General features: G+C 56.3%; 10 protein-coding genes. 3 read left to right on the plus strand and 7 right to left on the minus strand.

The genetic code is table 11. From position 1 onward, the window contains the following. Nucleotides 1-23: 23 nt before the first annotated feature. The 4 genes from QN377_RS12505 to QN377_RS12520 all read right to left on the minus strand — a co-directional run bounded on the left by QN377_RS12505 (nucleotide 24) and on the right by QN377_RS12520 (nucleotide 6,868). The gene (locus tag QN377_RS12505; RefSeq protein WP_322212931.1) at nucleotides 24-2,276 is read right to left on the minus strand and encodes an ATP-dependent DNA helicase; all 2,253 of its coding nucleotides are present in this window, start codon (nucleotides 2,274-2,276) and stop codon (nucleotides 24-26) included. After that, nucleotides 2,273-3,922 (minus strand): VRR-NUC domain-containing protein, encoded by a 1,650-nt coding sequence (locus QN377_RS12510; RefSeq protein ID WP_095019974.1) that lies wholly within the window; start codon nucleotides 3,920-3,922, stop codon nucleotides 2,273-2,275. Before QN377_RS12510 ends, QN377_RS12505 begins: the two co-directional genes overlap by 4 nt. Nucleotides 3,923-4,074: 152 nt before the next feature. Beyond that, entirely contained in the window at nucleotides 4,075-5,538 is a 1,464-nt protein-coding gene (locus QN377_RS12515; RefSeq protein WP_322212932.1) for a hypothetical protein, read from the minus strand. A gap of 307 nt (nucleotides 5,539-5,845) precedes the next feature. Then, nucleotides 5,846-6,868, minus strand: a complete 1,023-nt coding sequence (locus QN377_RS12520) for a zinc-dependent alcohol dehydrogenase family protein (protein ID WP_095017976.1) — start codon at nucleotides 6,866-6,868, stop codon at nucleotides 5,846-5,848. A 278-nt stretch (nucleotides 6,869-7,146) separates the two neighbouring features. On the opposite strand from QN377_RS12520, the gene QN377_RS12525 reads away from it, so the two are divergent. After that, the gene (locus QN377_RS12525) at nucleotides 7,147-8,061 is read left to right on the plus strand and encodes a LysR family transcriptional regulator (RefSeq protein ID WP_095000309.1); all 915 of its coding nucleotides are present in this window, start codon (nucleotides 7,147-7,149) and stop codon (nucleotides 8,059-8,061) included. Nucleotides 8,062-8,090: 29 nt separating this feature from the next. On the opposite strand, the gene QN377_RS12530 is transcribed toward QN377_RS12525, so the two are convergent. Continuing rightward, nucleotides 8,091-9,302, minus strand: coding sequence for an MFS transporter (locus QN377_RS12530; protein WP_095017977.1), 1,212 nt, complete (start codon nucleotides 9,300-9,302; stop codon nucleotides 8,091-8,093). Nucleotides 9,303-9,418: 116 nt separating this feature from the next. On the opposite strand from QN377_RS12530, the gene QN377_RS12535 reads away from it, so the two are divergent. After that, nucleotides 9,419-10,003 carry a flavin reductase family protein gene (locus tag QN377_RS12535; RefSeq protein ID WP_095017978.1) on the plus strand — a complete coding sequence of 195 codons (585 nt, stop codon included), beginning with the start codon at nucleotides 9,419-9,421 and terminating at the stop codon, nucleotides 10,001-10,003. Between the two features lie 434 nt (nucleotides 10,004-10,437). After that, nucleotides 10,438-13,647, plus strand: a complete 3,210-nt coding sequence (locus tag QN377_RS12540) for a transporter substrate-binding domain-containing protein (RefSeq protein ID WP_322212935.1) — start codon at nucleotides 10,438-10,440, stop codon at nucleotides 13,645-13,647. On the opposite strand, the gene QN377_RS12545 is transcribed toward QN377_RS12540, so the two are convergent. Continuing rightward, nucleotides 13,648-17,349, minus strand: a complete 3,702-nt coding sequence (locus QN377_RS12545; protein ID WP_322212936.1) for a transporter substrate-binding domain-containing protein — start codon at nucleotides 17,347-17,349, stop codon at nucleotides 13,648-13,650. After that, a complete protein-coding gene (locus QN377_RS12550; protein WP_271351140.1) occupies nucleotides 17,346-18,044 on the minus strand; it encodes a response regulator transcription factor in 699 nt (232 codons plus the stop codon). Before QN377_RS12550 ends, QN377_RS12545 begins: the two co-directional genes overlap by 4 nt. Nucleotides 18,045-18,058 lie beyond the last annotated feature (14 nt).

Genomic DNA, 18,058 nt, shown 5'->3' on the forward strand with positions numbered 1-18,058 from the left:
GTTTGGGGTACTCGAGATTTCGGTCACTGCAGTCGCCACCAGCGCGGCAGCAGTTGCTGCACCTTCGGCTCGGCAAAACGGTCATCAATCAGAAACAGCGTCCCCTGATCGCTCTGGGTGCGAATTACCCGGCCGGCTGCCTGCACCACTTTCTGCACACCCGGATAAAGGTAGGTGTAGTCATAACCGGCGCCAAACCGTGCCGCCATGCGCTGTTTGATCTGTTCATTGACCGGATTCAACTGGGCCAGACCGAGGGTGGCGACAAAAGCACCGATCAGCCGCGCGCCAGGCAAATCAATGCCTTCACCGAATGCGCCGCCCAGCACGGCAAAACCGACGCCCTGACTGGTCAGGGTGAACTGGTCGAGAAAGTCCTGACGTGCTGCTTCGTCCATTCGTCGTGCCTGCAGCCACCGTGATATCGACGGATGGCGCTCGGCCAGTAGTTCGGCAACCTGTTGCATATAATCAAAACTGCTGAAAAACGCCAGATAGTTGCCCGGACGCTGGCCGAACTGCCTGGCAATCAGCTCCACAATCGGCTCCAGCGAAGCCTGACGATGGACAAAACGGGTGGATATGCGGCTCACCACCTGCACGTCCAGTTGCTCTGCGCCAAATGGCGATTCGACATCCATCCACAGCGCATCCTCCGGCAAGCCCAACAGATTGGCGTAATAGGTTTGCGGGCTGAGGGTGGCGGAAAACAGCACATTGCTGTGAGCACTCGCCAGACGCGGGCCGATAAAACCGGCAGGCACAATGTTGCGCAGATTGAGTTGCGAGAGGCGCCGCTTGCCGCCTTCAACCAGGCTGACGTCGAACAGGAAATTGTCATCGAACAACTCCGCCACCCGATTGAACTGCAAGGCTTCGAAGTAGAACGCCTGCAGGTTTCCCGCCAGGCCATGGGGGTGATCGTTGAGGTAATCGCCTATGGCGGTGATGCAGGAAGACAAGGCATTCAGCCATTTGGCTGGCAGTTGCGGGTATGCCTGATAGGGGCCCGCCTGCGCCTTGTGCAGGGCACTCCATTCGCGGTCAAGGCGTTTGAAGGGTACGTCCAGCGGTGCCGGAGCCGTGTGCCGTACGCTGTTGAGGGTCTGCTGATCGAGGCTTGCGCTGTACATCCCGCGCGCCCGCTCGACCAGGTTATGGGCTTCATCCACCAGGGTCCCGACCCGCCATTGGTTGGCCTGGGCCAGACCATAAAGCAAGGCACTGAAGTCGAAGTAATAGTTGTAATCGGCAATCACCAGATCAGCCCAGCGCGCCATTTCCTGACTCAGGTAATAAGGACAGACCTCGTGCTCCAACGCGACATTGCGCAGGCTCTTCTGATCGAGGGGGGTTTGGCCAATCGCAGCCCTTCGCGCAGCGGGTAAACGATCGTAGAAGCCTCTGGCCAAAGGGCAAGAGTCACCATTGCAGGCGTTTTGCGGGTATTCACAGGCCTTGTCTCGCGCCACCAGCTCCAGCACACGCAACGGAGCGTCCTGCCCTTCGGGAAAAAGCACCTGCATCGCATCGAGGGCGAGTTTGCGCCCCGGCGTCTTGGCCGTCAGAAACAGCAGCTTGTCGAGCTGCTGGCCGGGCATGGCCTTGAGCAACGGAAACAGGGTACCGATGGTTTTGCCGATCCCGGTAGGTGCCTGGGCCATCAGGCAGCGCCCGGTGCTGACGGTCTTGTATACCGCTTCTGCCAAAGTCCGCTGCCCGGTTCGAAACTGCTTATGGGGAAAGGCCAGGGCACGGGCGGCAGCATTCCTGGCCGCACGATGGGCCATTTCCTGCTCGGCCCAGGCCAGGAACAACCCGCATTGCAGCTCGAAAAATTGCTGCAGGTCCGATGCTGACCAGGTTTCCTGCAGGCGGGTTTCCTTTTCACTGATAATGTCAAAATACACCAGCGCCAGGTCAACCTGTGGCAACTGCAGGCTCTGGCACAATAACCAGCCATAGACCCGCGCCTGAGCCCAATGCAGTTGACGGTGGTTGGCCGGTATTGCAGTGAATTCGCCGCGAAAGGTTTTCACTTCTTCCAGGACATTGGCTGCGGGGTCATAACCGTCTGCACGACCGCGTACGCTCAAGGCGCCGAACTGTCCTTCCAGGCTCAGCTCCGCCTGATACTCCGGGCTGCGCCGCGAGGCAACCGTGCGATGCCCGGCTATGCCCTGTTGCGCCGTGGGCGAAGGGGTAAATCGTAAGTCCAGATCGCCAGTCTTGGCGGTGAATTCACACAAGGCACGCACTGCAACGCGATAATTCACCCTTGCAGCTCCTGCCATTGCACATAACACACGGTCACCGGCATCCCGTGCTCTTCACAAAAGGCCAGCCAGCGCAGTTGGTTGTCCTGCAGACGGTCACCCGGGCCTTTGACCTCAATCATGCGATAGGTGTGTTGCGCCGTAAAAAACTGGATCAGGTCGGGCATACCGCTGCGATTGGCCCTGATATCCAGCAACAGACGGCGAAACCAAAGTTTCAAGTGCGCAGGGGGCAAACACCGTAATGCCTCTTCCAGCAGGTTCTGATTCAGGTGATTCCAGGCCACGAAGTTAGACTGCACGCCAAATTTGGCAGCATAGGTGTCGCGGATAGTGGTCAGGTAACGGCCATCATCGAGCTGCGCCAGGCAAGCCTCGAACCTGTCGGCACGCTGCTGATAGAAATCATCTTCCAGCATGTCTGCCGGACCACTCTGATACGGGTGAAAAAAGGCGCCCGGCAAGGGTGCGAAAATCGCCGGCCAACACAGCAGACCGAAGAGCCCGTTAACCAGGGTGTTTTCCACGTAATGCACAGGCGCTGCAGCGCTGTGCAAGTGCGCGGCAGCCATTAGCTCGACACTGGCCGCTTCGTCCCGTGGCAGGCTCAGGTCGAGCCGGTCGGGTGCCATTGCCTGGGCCACGGGCAATGGCGCCAAGCCCAGCTTGCGGCGCAAGCGCGGGATGATTCGTCGCAGATGCTGAAGCTCGGCATCAGTCAGTGGGGCCTGTTGCGCGTCTTCGGCCAGCTGCAATGCCGGTGCATAGTGCGCCTGACGTTCGAGCACGCGAATGCTGCGCTGGCGTGCCTCGGGGTGCAGGCTGTGCTGATAGACCTCCAGTGCCCGCGTCAGATCCCCTGCCCGCTCCAGATGCTGACCCAGCTGAAACAACAAGCGCCCGCGGCGCCGTTGCAGCCAGCGGTTGCCTGCCTGGTAGTCGAGCACCTGTTGCAGCACGGCAGCGGCATCGCCACTGAGCTCAAATTGCTCGCGACAGGCATGGAGCTGCAAATAGCCCTCTATATCGGCCCGGCACCCCAGAGCACGGGACTCGTGGCTGAAATCGACCTTCTCATAGGTAAACAGGCCGAGGTCGGCCAGTACCAGATCGGACCAGCTCTGCCCCAGGTTGCCAAAAAACATCAGCCGCAGGCGGTCACACAGCGCTCGGTGGTTGAGGGTGTAAAGCGGCTCGGTAAGGCCGGGATGCCATTGGGAAAGGGGTTGGCGCTGGGTAAAGTCGGCAGCCAGTTGCTCGAACCAGTCCGTTTTTTTACCCTTGGGTTGCGTGATACGGGCACTGAAACAGGCCAGGATTTCCGCTTTTTGCAGTACGTCAAACACGTCGGCCAAGGCCAAGGGCGCCTGATTATCCAGCCAGCCAAGGGCCAGCAAGGGGGCCGCCGCCAGCGCGGTATCACCGATTTCCGGGTAATTGAGCCTGCCGGCCCGGAAGTGATCGCCCTTGCGCATGATCATGCGCACCCACAGCGCTTGCGAGGGGCCGGGTAATTGGGCAAAACCTGCGATAAACCGTTGCTCGTCGACAGTCAGCACGTCTTCATAACGGGCAGCGATCCAGTCAAGCACATGCCGGAAGTTTTTCAGGTAGTAAAACGGGTCTTCGAGGGGATTGGAAATCACAGGCAGAACTAACCACTGAGCATGAATACTGGATATGCGTACAGATATCAGTTTGCCCGGGGCTCTGGCAAATGCTATTGGATGAGCGGTGCGTTCGCCGGGTCCTCGCCAGCAGGCCGGGGTGGTACTCACCCGCCCCCAAACCACCTGCCTTAGCCCGCAAGTACTGGGTGCCAGGGTTTTTTGCTTGGGTCGTGAGCGCACAATGTGGCAATCAGGGTGTTGCTTGTTCTCACGTCTGTTTTTTCCATTTGATAAAGCGCTTGCAACGATGCAAGGGGCAGCCCGCTTACAGACTCCAGCCAGGCGATATCGACCTGCGAAGAGCTGTCCGGGTCCATCAGTACCCGTCGAAACTCGTGGATGTATTGCAATTTTTCGGGGTAGCAGTTTTGTAGAAAGGACTCCAGGTCATCGGCTTTATTAACAAAAGGCGAACATATAAAGCAGCCCAACTGTTCATTATTGACACCGTGCAGTTCACCCAGGTACTGAGTGGCGACACCGTGCAACTTTCTAATTCGTTTCGGTGTATTGAACGAAGCGCCGAGCCTCTTTATCAATTGACCTTTAAACCGTTCATTGCACTGATTTTCCAGCGATGCACGGCGCAAGTAAGCATCCGCACCGACACTGTATTCCACCCCGTACTGGTAAGTGCCACGCAAACCCTGGAGGTGGGCAGCCACTAACACGACCGCCGCTTGCGGCTCTTCAATGTCCAGCATTTTTATATTCCATGGCCCCTCCACAAACATCAGTACCTGAGAACTCAACACGTCCGCTTCGTGGCATAAACAATCAAAAATATTGATCACGTCAATATCATTGCTGCCGCCACTGATTGCAGAAAACTCACCCCGATACGCGGGAGGCAATTTCAAGAACTCTTTATAGTCATCATCCAGCTTGCTGCACAACTTGACTGCGTTTTCAAAGCTTTCATGGTCATCACCCGGCGGTGCATGCCCGTGCTGCTCTGCAACCTGCTGGATCCACGTCACGTATTGCCCCAGATGGCTGGGCGGGCGCCGGTCAATCAGGGCGTCCACCCTGGCGCCCCATCTGCAAGCCTGACGGTACAGCTTGGCCCGGGCCAGCAGGTCGGAATAAAAGAATGTCGCTCTGGCGTCGCCTTGGGTCAGGTGTCCTGACATCAGCACCTGAGTACGATTCATCACCGAAGGCAGGCTCTCGAAAACCGTCTGTTTATGCAGCCTGGTTGTACTCTGCTCATCGACAATCAACAACTCGACACGCATATCTTCATAGATAAACAACTCGTTGCACTGGGTCTGAATTCGCTCCATCACATTGGCGGTCATGCGTGGCTGGCGCAGTATCGCAATGCGCAACTTGAACGTCTCTGGCGAGCGCCCGGCAATACTCAGTTGTGCGGCGCGTAAAAAAGCCAATGTATAGGCACACTCCTTGCCGCCCTCATGAACCACCATTACCCGGTAATTCCCTATGCGCTCCACGCCACCGGCCGCCACTAATAAACGTTGAATCAACAACTGCAATGCAATGCGCTCGGGACGACTGAAACACCCCAGAAGCCGATGCAGAACTTGTTGATACACAAAGCCCATGGCCTGTTCATGAAAGTTGTTCATGGATTATCCTCCGGATCGAGCTTCTTATTATCAGCACGCCCAATTAGACGCGCCCAGATTTACTGCAACTCTTGGACCCGGAAGAGACGAGACGCACATACGCACAGGAACAAACCTACAAAAACCACTCAATAGAATACATACTTTCTTATGCTGCACTCTTATGACATGTTCTTCAGTCGCACTTTCTTTCTGGATAAAGCAATCCAAAAGTCCGCTGGGATCAGGCAATAAAAAACGCGGCCCTGAACACTATGTTCAGGGCCGCGTTTATGAGACGGGACGTTTTGCGCAGCCTTGTCAGGCTTCAGGTCGCTGACACTTGCAAAGCAACTCGCCCCCGGCACGGACAACCATCCATATAACGATGGGCTTCTACAAAGTCCTCAAAAGGGAACACCTTGATCTCCAACGGTGTGAGCACCCGGTCAGCAGTTAGCTGGTTGATATCACGCAAGGCACGTTTCATCGCCTCTTCGTCCTGTGCGATACCCAGCTCGGGCTTGCCAGTGAAGTTACCGATGCAGTGCACGAAGAACTTGATGTTCTTCTGAAAGCACGCACAGCCCGGAAACCCTGTCTGGTTACCGCCTTGCAAACCATACAGAACAAGGCTGCCACGAGGCGCCAGGACATCACCCAGCACTGACATTTGCGGGCCACCCAGACCATCGAGCACCACATCCACGCCCTTGTTGTCGGTGATCTTGTTGATCTGCATCAGCAAGTCCTGCTCTTCGGTGACAATCACCTTGTCGGCACCCAGTGCCAGCAGGCACTCGCGCTCACTGGCGTCCTTGGTCGCAGCAATCACCTTCAGGCCCATCGCCTTGCCCAACTGCACGAACGAAGGACCGGCGCAATGGCTGGCATCGGTGATCAGTACGGTCTGCCCGGGCTTGACCTGGGCCAGATCGACATATGCGAAATAGGCGATCAACAGCGGTGTGTAATGTACGCTGGCCTCTACCGCAGACAATACGTCCGGGTAGCGGGTCAGCGTGGAGCGTGGCATCAAAATCAGCTCGCCATAGGTCGGGTAGTCATTGGCGCTCTGGCCCGGAAAGCTGGCGACCTTGTCACCAATCGCCAGATCATCAACCCCGGCACCGACGGCGGTGACGATACCTGCCATTTCATGGCCGATACCCGCAGGCAAACGGGCGTGGCTGGGGGCCAGGTTCTGCCGCCAGAGCACGTCATACCAGCTGATGCCAATGGCTTGAACACGGACCTGCACTTCGCCGGGAGCAGGCGCGGCGACTTCGTGCTCTTCGCACTTGAGCACCTCGGCCGGACCAAACTTGTGAAAACGGATCGTGCGCGACATTACCAACCTCGCCTAATTAATCGCTAATACCACGGGACTTTATCCGGGCTTTGTGCGCAAGACTAACAGACAGCATTAATAGTCGACATGCCTGGCATTGATCCGCCGACAGGTTTACAGCGAGCAGAAGCCCTGAAAAACCGGGGAAACCACCATAAACAGGAGTTAAACCTCCTACAGTCAAGCAAGAAAGAAAATCTACCGAGTGACGAAAAAACAGTTTTGCCAGTAAGATCCGTTACCTCACTACCTGTTGAACCGACTGCGAAGCCTGCCCGATGAACCGTAACGACTTGCGTCGCGTCGATCTGAATCTGCTGATCGTCTTTGAAACCCTGATGCATGAACGCAGTGTGACCCGTGCAGCCGAGAAGCTGTTTCTGGGCCAGCCGGCCATCAGTGCGGCGCTGTCACGCTTGCGCAATCTGTTCGACGATCCGCTTTTTGTCCGTACCGGGCGCAGCATGGAGCCGACTGCCCGGGCGATCGAGATCTTTGCCCTGCTCTCGCCTGCCCTTGACTCGATTTCCACGGCGGTGAGCCGCGCTTCAGAGTTCAACCCGGCGACCAGCACCTCAGTGTTTCGCATCGGCTTGTCGGACGATGTCGAATTCGCCCTGCTGCCGCTGCTGCTCAAGCGCTTGCGTGCAGAAGCACCGGGTATCGTCCTGGTTGTCCGCCGCGTCAACTACATACTGATGCCGCCACTGCTGGCCTCGGGCGAGATTTCGGTGGGCGTCAGCTACACCAGCGACCTGCCTGCCAACGCCAAGCGCAAAGTACTGCGCCGTAGCCGTCCCAAACTGTTACGTGCCGACACCATGCCCGGCCCCCTGAGCCTGGACGACTTCTGCGAACGCCCCCACGCACTGGTGTCGTTCGCCGGTGACCTGAGCGGGTTTATCGATACCGAACTGGAAAAAATGGGCCGCAAGCGTCATGTGGTGCTCGCCGTACCGCAGTTCAATGGCCTGAGCACCCTGCTGGCAGGAACCGATATCATCGCCACCGTGCCCGACTATACGGCCGAAGCCCTTACCGCGGCGGGTGGCGTGCGCGCCGAAGACCCGCCGCTGGACACCCAAAGCTTCGAGCTGCATATGGCCTGGCGCGGCGCCCAGGACAACGATCCCGGGGAGCGCTGGTTGCGATCACGGATTCAGATGTTTTTCGGAGATCCGGACAGCCTTTGACACCTGCAAGGCGCAGGAGCAATTACCACTCACCTGGCAAAATCCTGCTGTGACTGAGCCTGTGCTGCAACATTCAGCGTGCGCAGGCCAAGCAATACAATCAGCACCATCACCGCTCCGGCGACAATAGGAACGGCAAAACCGGCGCGGGCGCCCCAGGCGTCGATCACCAGGCCTGCCACCACCCCGCCGAATGCCACGCCGATGCTGATGCCAGTGGACATCCAGGTCAGACCCTCAGTGACCCGCTGCGGCGGCAATATAAGCGTGCCCAGGTTCATGACAATCACCATGGTTGGTGCGAAAGACACCCCGGAAACAAACAGCAACAGGGCCAGGACATAGACACCGGATGAAAAAATCGGCAATACCGCAGTGATGGCCGTGACCAGAATCCCGATAAAAAATTGCTGTGCCATGGGCATGGCAATTCTGAAAGCGCCAAAGGCCAGACCGGCAATCAATGACCCCAGAGCATAGGCGGCAAGGATAAAACTGGCAGATGCCGGCCAGTCATGGGCGTTGGCAAAGGCAACCACGGCCACATCGACGGAGCCGCCGATAACGCCCATGCCCAGCAAGGCCAGGACAATGGTAGGCAGGCCCGCAAGACGCCAGGTCGAGCCTGTATGAGTGCTGGCCGACTTGATGATCTGTGGCTCAGTCTGGCGCTGCATCACAAACGCCGTAACGCCCACCGCCAGTAGTACGGCCACCGCCAGGGGCCCGGCTTCGGCAAACAGCCCGGTGCTCAGGCCAATCGCCAGGGGCGGCCCCAGGATAAAGGCCATTTCAGTTAGCACGGTATCCAGGGAGAACGCGGTATGCAGCAGCGACTTGCCGCGAAAAAGCTGGGTCCAGCGCGCTCTGGTCATGGCCGGCATGCTTGGCATGGTGCCTGCCAGTGCCGCCAGGACAAACAGCAACGGTGCGTCGGCACGCAGATGTGCTGCGGCGATCAACGCCAGCAGCATGGCGATGCTGAATGCGGTGAACACCGGCAGCACCCGGCGCTGACCCAACCGGTCGACGCGTTTTGATATCTGCGGCCCCACCAGGGCATTGGCCAGGGTAAAGGTTCCGGCCACCGCCCCGGCCAGCCAGTAAAGCCCTGTTTGCTGCACCAGCATGGTGATGATGCCGATGCCGATCATTGCCTGCGGCAAACGGGCAATCGAACTTGCCACCACCAACCCCATGACGCCAGGTATTGCCAGAAGTTCGCGGTAAGGGTTGGCCATGGTTATTCCTGTTCAAAGACGCTTCAGATAAAGAATCCAGCGTCGTATCCTTCTGGCGATAAGTCAAAGCCGGCGGCCTTGACCGCACTTTAAAACTGCCCGATTGCGGAGCCACAATGCACGAACATATTGCAGCCGTCCCTCTGGACAAAGCCTACCGACTGCTTAACCACGGCCCGACGATTCTAGTCTCGTCCCGCCATGCAGGGGTGCAGAATGTCATGGCAGCAGCCTGGGCATGCGCCCTGGACTTCGACCCGCCCAAGTTGACCGTGGTGCTGGATAAAAACGTGAAAACCCGCGCCTTGGTGGAAAACAGCGGGGTCTTTGTGATCCAGGTACCTACCGTAGCCCAAATCAGGCTGACCAGCCTGGTCGGCAGCGTCAGCCTGGTCGATGACCCGGACAAACTCGAGCATTGCGCGGTGCAACTGTTCGAGATGCCTGCCCATGACCTGCCATTTGTTGAAGGTTGCTCAGCCTGGCTGGCCTGCAAGTTGATCCCCGAACCGCACAACCAACAAACTTACGACCTGTTTATCGGGGAAGTGGTTGGGGCCTGGGCCGACACTCGCGTTTTCAGCGAAGGTCACTGGCACTTTGAAACGGCCGCCCCGACCTTGCGCAGCCTGCATTACATCGCCGGAGGACATTACTACGCTATCGGCCAGGCGCTGGATGTGGATGAGAGCAATCTGTAGAGGCGCTTCCTGTCGTTGCGGGTATCAATCACCGTGGCAGTAATCGACACGCCGGGCGAGTTCTTCGACGTTCCGCGGTACTGCCTGACAAAAACGTCCAGCCATGCCTGAACCGATTTACCCCGGACTACAGCCAAAGCGGCGTCCGGCGAGCTGGGTCTGGTTGCGTTTGGCAGGCAGTGACGTGCCCATCGCAGGCAAATCAGCGCTAACGATCATTAACCCTCAGCGGCATATCACATACTCATCTCTGGCACAGATGCCCGCTTCAAACCGAATTTAACCCTCATAACACTGAGGTTTTCTGTTACCGAGTACAGTTTTATTGTGTATTAATTGCGGATAAGCGCAACGATCAGAACTGTCTGTGCCCGCACATTCAGCCGCCAGAGAAAACCTGGCTCAGTTGAACAATCCTGCCCAAGAGTGACAACTTGAAATCACTGCCACTGCAACACGTTTTCGGGATGTTTCTGCTGTTACTGGTTTCATGCAGTTCATTGGCCGATGGCAACCCCCTTGGAATCCATGCGCGACAGCCCTTGGAGGGCCTGAAGGTGCATCTGGATGCGGCGACAAAAGCGTGGGTACTGGAGAAGCACACCCTGATTGTCGGCGTGTCAGAGGGCAATTATCCACCCTACAAAATCATTACGGCGCGCGATGAGCTGGAAGGCATTGCCGCCGACTATCTGTCGGCCTTGCAGCGTGAGTTGGCGCTGAAGCTGGTCATTCGCCGCTTCACTTCAACCGATGCGCTGTACCAAGCCTTGCGCGAAGGCCAGATAGACCTGGTGGCCGTCGCAACTTCGACTGAGGCCAAACACTATCAGGTGCAATCAAGCCCGCCCTACGCGTTTACCGAGCTGGCATTGTTCACCGAAGCCGGAGATCTGCACGACTACGACATGCAGGCGAGTGCCACCCAAATTGCCTTCGCCGACGAACAGTTCCAGGAGTTGTACAAACAGACTGGCGGTCAGGGTACCACTACCCTTTACCCTTCAATTCGCGATGCCATGTCAGCGGTCTTGAGCGGAAAGTCCCAAGCCTTTATAGGTGATACTTTCTCCAGTCGCTATCTGTCTGCCCAATTGTTCAGCAATCAGCTGGTTGTCAATCAGAGTACCCGCCTGGCAGAAATCCCAGTGGGCTTTGCCTTCAACGCCTCCAACACAATGCTCGGTTCTGTGTTGAATCAAACACTGGGCGGCCTCTCGCGATGTTACCTGGTCGCTGCCATGCGCATCTGGGGTGACTCAGAGGGATGCGACATGAGCAGCTTTCGCCTGCACCTCAGCAAGCCCGAAGTGGCCTGGCTCGACAAGGCAAGTGTGGTCAAGCTGGCCATCAGTGAAGATTTGGCGCCTTACAGTTTTTTTGACAACAGGGGCAGACTCAACGGTATTGCCTCAGAACTTCTGGATATCGTGCGACGTAAAACCGGCATCCGCTTTGAGATCATTCGCGTCAGTTCCCTGAGTGATGCACTGGGTTTGCTCAGCCAGGGTGAAGCTGACCTCAGCGTTTTATTCCATACCAGTGCAACACAGGGGGCTTATCTGTATAGCCGGCCTTTCGTGACCGCCCCCTACCTGATCGTCACCCGACGAGAAGACACTTCACTCACCGCACTGCACGCACACACTGCTGCCTCACTGGCGGTAGCCAAAAACCAAGTGCCGCCCGAGTTGCTCCACAACTATCCACACCTTCGCTTGATAGAGGCGACTACGACCGCCGATGCACTTAATCGAGTGCGCGGCGGCGAAGCGGACTTCTCCCTGGTACCCGCTAATATGGCGCGCTACTACCTGTCCTATAAGTATGAGAACAGCCTGAAAATAAACGGTGTGATTAACCATAATGATGCACAGGTCACCTTCGCCACACCGTCGAAAGCCCCTTTGCTAATGTCGATTCTAGACAAAGCACTGGCTGAAATAACCCCGGAGCAAGTCATACATATAACCGGTCGCTGGCGGGCCAACGCGGCAACTGACGACAAACATTGGGAAGGTTTAGCCTCCACCACCTGGAGTACCCTGGGCGCACTGTGCGTGCTGCTCATCGTGGCGGCATTGCTGATCGTCGCCCAACGGCGGCGGATCATACGCAAGCAGCTAGACCTGCATCAGCGCCAGCTTATTCTTGATGAACTGGAGGTCACCAAAGAGGCTGCGGAAAAGGCCAACCGCAGCAAGTCGGTTTTTCTGGCGACCATGAGCCATGAAATTCGCACACCGCTGAACGCAATTATCGGCATGCTGGAGCTGGTATTGACCCGTAAAGAAGATCCCTCCCTCAATACCCGGTCAGTGCATATTGCTTACGATAGCGCACACAGTCTTCTTGGGTTGATCGGCGAAATCCTCGATATATCCACCATCGAGTCAGGCAAGCTGACCCTGCGCCCGCAAATATCCACGCTCAAGCAGTTGATCGAATCGGTAACCGCCGTATTCATCGGTCTGGCACGCCAGAAGCATCTTAGTATCTGCCTGGAGCTGGATCAAACGGCTGAAGAGCGGTTGTGGATCGATGAACTGAAATTCAAACAGGTACTGTCCAACTTGTTGAGTAATGCAATCAAGTTCACGGATAAAGGCGGCATCGTGATCCGTTGTCGCGGCAACTACGAGGGCGAACACGCAGTGCAAGTGCGTATCAGCGTCACCGACACCGGCAGAGGTATTGCAGCGTCACAAATCGACAAGGTATTTACGCCTTTCTTTGAACTCGACAGCGCAGTGAACACCCCCAATGCCGGTGCCGGTCTCGGCTTGTCTATCAGCCAGGTGCTCAGCCAGTTGATGGATGCCCATCTAAGTGTCGAAAGCGAGCTGGGTGTTGGCACCTCGATGATCTTCAATGCACGTTTTCAGTGTGTGAGCGCGGACAGCGCAGGGAGCGATGAGGTTCTGACACACGCTCCGGCACCTATCGATTCGCCACTGAACATATTGATAGTCGAAGACCACTTGCCAAGCCAGTACTTGCTTGAACAGCAAATCAGCTACCTGGGGCACCATGCGGTCATTGCCAACAATGGCCAGGAAGGTATTGCGCTGTGGCAAAAACACGACATCGACATCGTGTTGACCGACTGCAACATGCCGCACCTCAACGGTTATGAAATGACGCGCGCCATTCGTGACCTCGAATCCAGCCTGTGCAGAAAAGCCTGCATCATCATAGGCATCACTGCCGATGCACAGCGTGAAGCGCTCGAACAATGCCTGACTTCAGGCATGGATGAAGCGCTCGCCAAGCCCATCAACCTTGCCGGGCTCAATCGATTTATTCCCACACTCAACCGTGATGACAAAGAGCAAACGCAGACACAATCCGACCTGGCGAAAGAGGTACAGCTTGAGATAGCTGAACACGTCATCACCAGCAACAATGAGGAATTGTTGGCGCTGGAACTATCCCTGGGCCAAAACGATTGCGATGCACTGGCACGTATTGCCCACAAGCTCAAAGGCACTGCCTACGTACTCAATTCGCAGGGCTTGCTGTTGCTGTGCATCACCCTGGAAGAACTGACTGCCAATAATGGCGAACCTGAATCAATACGTCAGGCCGTAAAGGATCTGGCCAAAGCTCTCAACGACATCAATATGTCGCTGCAAGCAAGCTAATCACACGCAAGAGGCATGGGATATTTCACGCAAGTTTTTCACCAGCTTTTCCTGTGCTTGTTCAAGTAATCCGGCGCAGTGGAGCACCTGTGCAGGTACAACCAGCGATGCACTGCAAGCCTGTTCCAGCATTTCGCAGCACTTGATAACAAGCGGGTCGTTCACGATAAGCGCCGCCCCCCTGATACGATGGGCCAGGGCCGCAAATCCTGACGTGTCATGCCTGGCCAGCAGATCGCGAAGCTCTGCCATATCTTTTTCGCTACTGCGCAGCGCCTCATGAATCAGCCCCGCGACTGCCTCATCATCACCGCCAGTCAACTCATGCAGACGTGCCGTGATGGATACCTGATCGGCACAAACCTGAATGTCATGCCCGGAAACGAAACTCTCTGCCAGTGGCGCTTGCCAACTCGACAAAAGTGTCGACAACGCTTTCAGGCTCATAGGTTTGAATAAACAATCATTCATGCCTGCCTTTAGGCACCTGGTCTTTTCCTCTGGCTGGACGCTCGCTGTAAAGCCCACTATCAGGCAAGCAACCATACCCCGCTGTGCTTCATCCTGACGGATCTGCTGAGCCAGATCGTAGCCACTCATCAACGGCATATTACAGTCAGTGATGACGATGTCGAAGTGCCCTGCCCGCCAAAGCTGCAACGCAACCACCCCATCCCCGGCATCGCTTGCCGACTGGCCCAGGAACGTCAATTGCTGGACCAGAAGTAAACGGTTAGCAGGCTGATCATCTACCACCAGCACCTTCAAGGCGCGAGCAGCCCCAAGGCCTTGTTCGCGCTGTGGCGGCGAAAGAGGCACAGCACTTAGTTTATTGAATAAGAATGACGCTTCGAGTGTCGTCCCCTGACCTATTGCACTGCAGATTTGCAGGCTACCGCCCATCAGCTCGCACAATGAGCGCGAGATAACCAGCCCAAGCCCCGTGCCACCCCTGGAAGCTGCGCCATGATTGGCCTGAGAGAAAGGTTGGAACAAATGCTGCAAATCTTGAGCATCAATACCGATTCCGGTGTCTTCAACCCTCAGTATCACCTGTAGACGCTCATCTACGATCTGCTCGACGCGAAGCGAAATGCGGACTTCTCCGCTGTCCGTGAACTTGATCGCATTACCCAGCAGGTTAGAAAGCACCTGCTGGAAGCGCACTGGATCGACAAGCACGTCACAGCCGACACTGGCGTCGATATCCAGCTTCATGATCAGGTTTTTCTGCCTGGCAAGACCTTCAAACACTCGCACAACCGACTCGACGAGCTCCCGCAAATTCGCCCTTCTGGGCGAAAGACTGACATGCCCTGATTCAATCCGCACGAGATCCAGAATATCGCCGAGCAGTTCAAGCATGCCCTTGGCCGAGGTGTATGCCACCTCGATGGAGCCACGATCGAAGTCGCCTTTTTCGGCACGCTTCAATGCGAGCTCAAGCATGCCGATGACGGCACTCATCGGGGTGCGAATCTCATGACTCATGGTCGTCAGGAAGGTGGTCTTGGCCCTGTTTGAATTGTCTGCCTGGTGCTTGGCCGCACGTAATTGCTCAATAAGTTCGCGTCGTTCACTGATATCGATCCAGCCACAAATAACACCCTGAACTTGCCCGCCAGTATCATGAAATGGCTGAATCCAATGGTAAATGATCTGTTTCGAGTCACCCACGTGTAACGTGCGATCGACCACGTAGGGCTCGTCCTGCTGGATGACCCGCATATAACCGGCGTGGAACTGCATGGCCTCGTCGCTGTTGTGCTTGGCGCTTTGCAGCGCGGTTTTGCCGATAACCTCCTCACGGGCGACAGAAAATGTTTTCAGGTAATGAGTGTTGCAAGTCACCATTACGCCTTGACGATCACGTACGTAGATCGGGTGCGGAGTGCCGTTGATCAGTGCCTCCATAAAGGCCAACTGATCACTGAGGGCCAACTGTGCACGCTTGCGCTCGCGAATCTGTCGGCGGATGTAAATATTCCAGACCAATGAGCAAAAAACGAAAAGGAAGGCGACTCCAGCCATCTGGTAAATAAGGGCTTTATAGTTTCTCCATTTCATGACCTCAAACACTGCAACGGGACGCCAGCGATTAAGTACCAGATTAATTTCGTCACGGGTAATACTGCGAAGCGCCTTGTCGATAATTGAGATCAATTCGGTCTCACCGCGCTGGGCCGCAAAGGCCAGGGCGCCATACTCACCTTGCAGGATATTGCTGATGCGCAACTTGCCTGGGTACAGATGCTGAAGGTAGTAGCGGGCGCCGTGCAGTGTGGCGAAGGTCGCGTCTGCCCGCCCATCGGCAACCATCGCGAGGGACTCGAGAATGGTAGATGAGTCAATGACTTCGATATCCTTGTAGGTACCCAGCACGTTGCGCTCGGCCGCCATCATCGGCACAGCGACCCGCTTGCCACGCAAACCCTGAAGACTTGAAGGCGGGTCGGCCACGTCACGGGTGACAATCACAAACGAACTGAACATAAAGGGCTTGCTGAACCGCAGGCTGCTCTCACGCTCAGCCGTGTGCGCAGCCAGGGTCAGATCCGCGCTGTTATCCGACAGAGAGCTGAGCAGGCTGGCAAAACTGTCAGTGCGAACCGCTACAAATTGCACCCCCGTGCGCCTGTTAATCAACTCCAGCAGTTCCGAACTCATTCCACTAAAACGCCCCTCGGCATCAAAGAAAGCAAAAGGCGCCAAGTCATCATTAACCACGAAACGCACAACCGGGTGACGCTCTATCCAGCGTTGCTCATTGATGGACAGGTCAATTTGCCGGGCCGATAGCATGGCCCCACCCCCGGACCAGCGTTTCACGATCTGCTGCAGACTATTTTCGTCCATTGCGCTGATTGCACTGTCCAGCACCGTTTTCAACCGTGTGTTGCCAGGCTGGATGGCGAACGCGAAGCCGCCACTGTGCACATCGACAAAACGCTCAAGACGCACATCGTTGAAATAATTCAAGTTGATCAGATAGTTGCTCGACAAGCCGTCTCCCAGGTAACCATCAAGACCGCCGAACGCGAGCGCAGCCAAAGCCAGGTTGCGTGATGCGTAAGCAATAAACCGGGCATCGGGATACCGTATTGCAAGCTGGCTGTAGGGGAGATAGTCCGCAGCTACCGCTATGCGCTTTCCTGCCAGGTTGGACGGCAACGGTTGCTGATCTGCGTAACGGACAAACAGGGCTGGCTGGTCTTGCACATAAGGTTTACTGAGTAGCGCATTATTGCCAAGCACCTCAAGAGCGCTGGAGCTGCCCAACAGATCAATTTCGCCACGTTCGAGTGCGGCCAACGCACTGCCCCGATCAGCAAAGCGGCGAAGCTTTGTATCGATATGAAGTGTTTGCCCCAAATAGCACACTACGTCTGCAGTAATACCCTCGTAAAACGGGGAACCCGCGGTCATCTCAAAAGGCGGGTAATCGGGTTGGGCGACGCCAATCACCAATGCACGCTTTTGCCTGAGCCACTGCCAGTCATCATTGGCAAGAGAGACTTGCGCCGCTGGGCAGTAATCACGTTCCTCCAGCCGCAGCAGCCCCTCGTCGGTGGCTGCAAGCAGCGGATCATATGGAAAAAAATGCATCACAACGATCGCTAACACCGCGCGTTTAATGGCAGCGCCAAGTGATACCGCAACCCCTGTTACAACTCCGTTGTGTATCAACCAGGGTGCAATCACTGCTGATCGAGGTTGTGTTGCAACCTGAACAATTCAAGATCGGTGCGTATACCCAGCTTTCTGAAGGCCGCCTGCTTCTGCCCGCTGATGGTTTTAGGGCTGCGCATGAATTTGAGTGCAATCTGCGAAACCTGCATGCCCTCCAGGCAACACCGCAGCACCTCACGCTCTTTGGGTGAAAGCGCAACGTTACCGACGAGCAAGGTATCGCCAGCCGGGTCTTCGCCCGTGTCACAGGGGCGCTCATGGCCAGGAATCGGCTTTTTGTCGAGTTCATGGGCCATCATCGACGACAGGTACAACTGCCCCGATGCCACGGTGCGAATGGCCAGGATGAGATCGTCAACCGGTTGAGACTTCCCCAAGTAACCATTCGCGCCTGCGCCAATGGCTAGCTTGACTATTGCAGGCTTCTCCGCCGAAGAAGAAATGAGGATAAGCAGTTGCGGATATTGCTTTCGCAGCAAGCGAATCAGGTTCAGACCATCCAGCTCGCCATCATGCAATTGATAGTCCAGTACCAATAGATCAATCGTCTGCACCCGCAGGGCCGAAATCAACTCGGCGCTTGCGCTGTACACGCCGACCACCGCCAGGTCAGTCTCCCGGCTCAGCCGCGAGTTCAAGGCCAGTCGAATAAGAGAATGATCATCCAGCACGGCAACACGTAAGGGTGTGACAACAGAAAACTGCATTCTTTGTCTCCGGA

Source organism: Pseudomonas sp. CCC4.1 (genome assembly GCF_035019225.1).
GTDB lineage: Bacteria > Pseudomonadota > Gammaproteobacteria > Pseudomonadales > Pseudomonadaceae > Aquipseudomonas > Aquipseudomonas bubulae.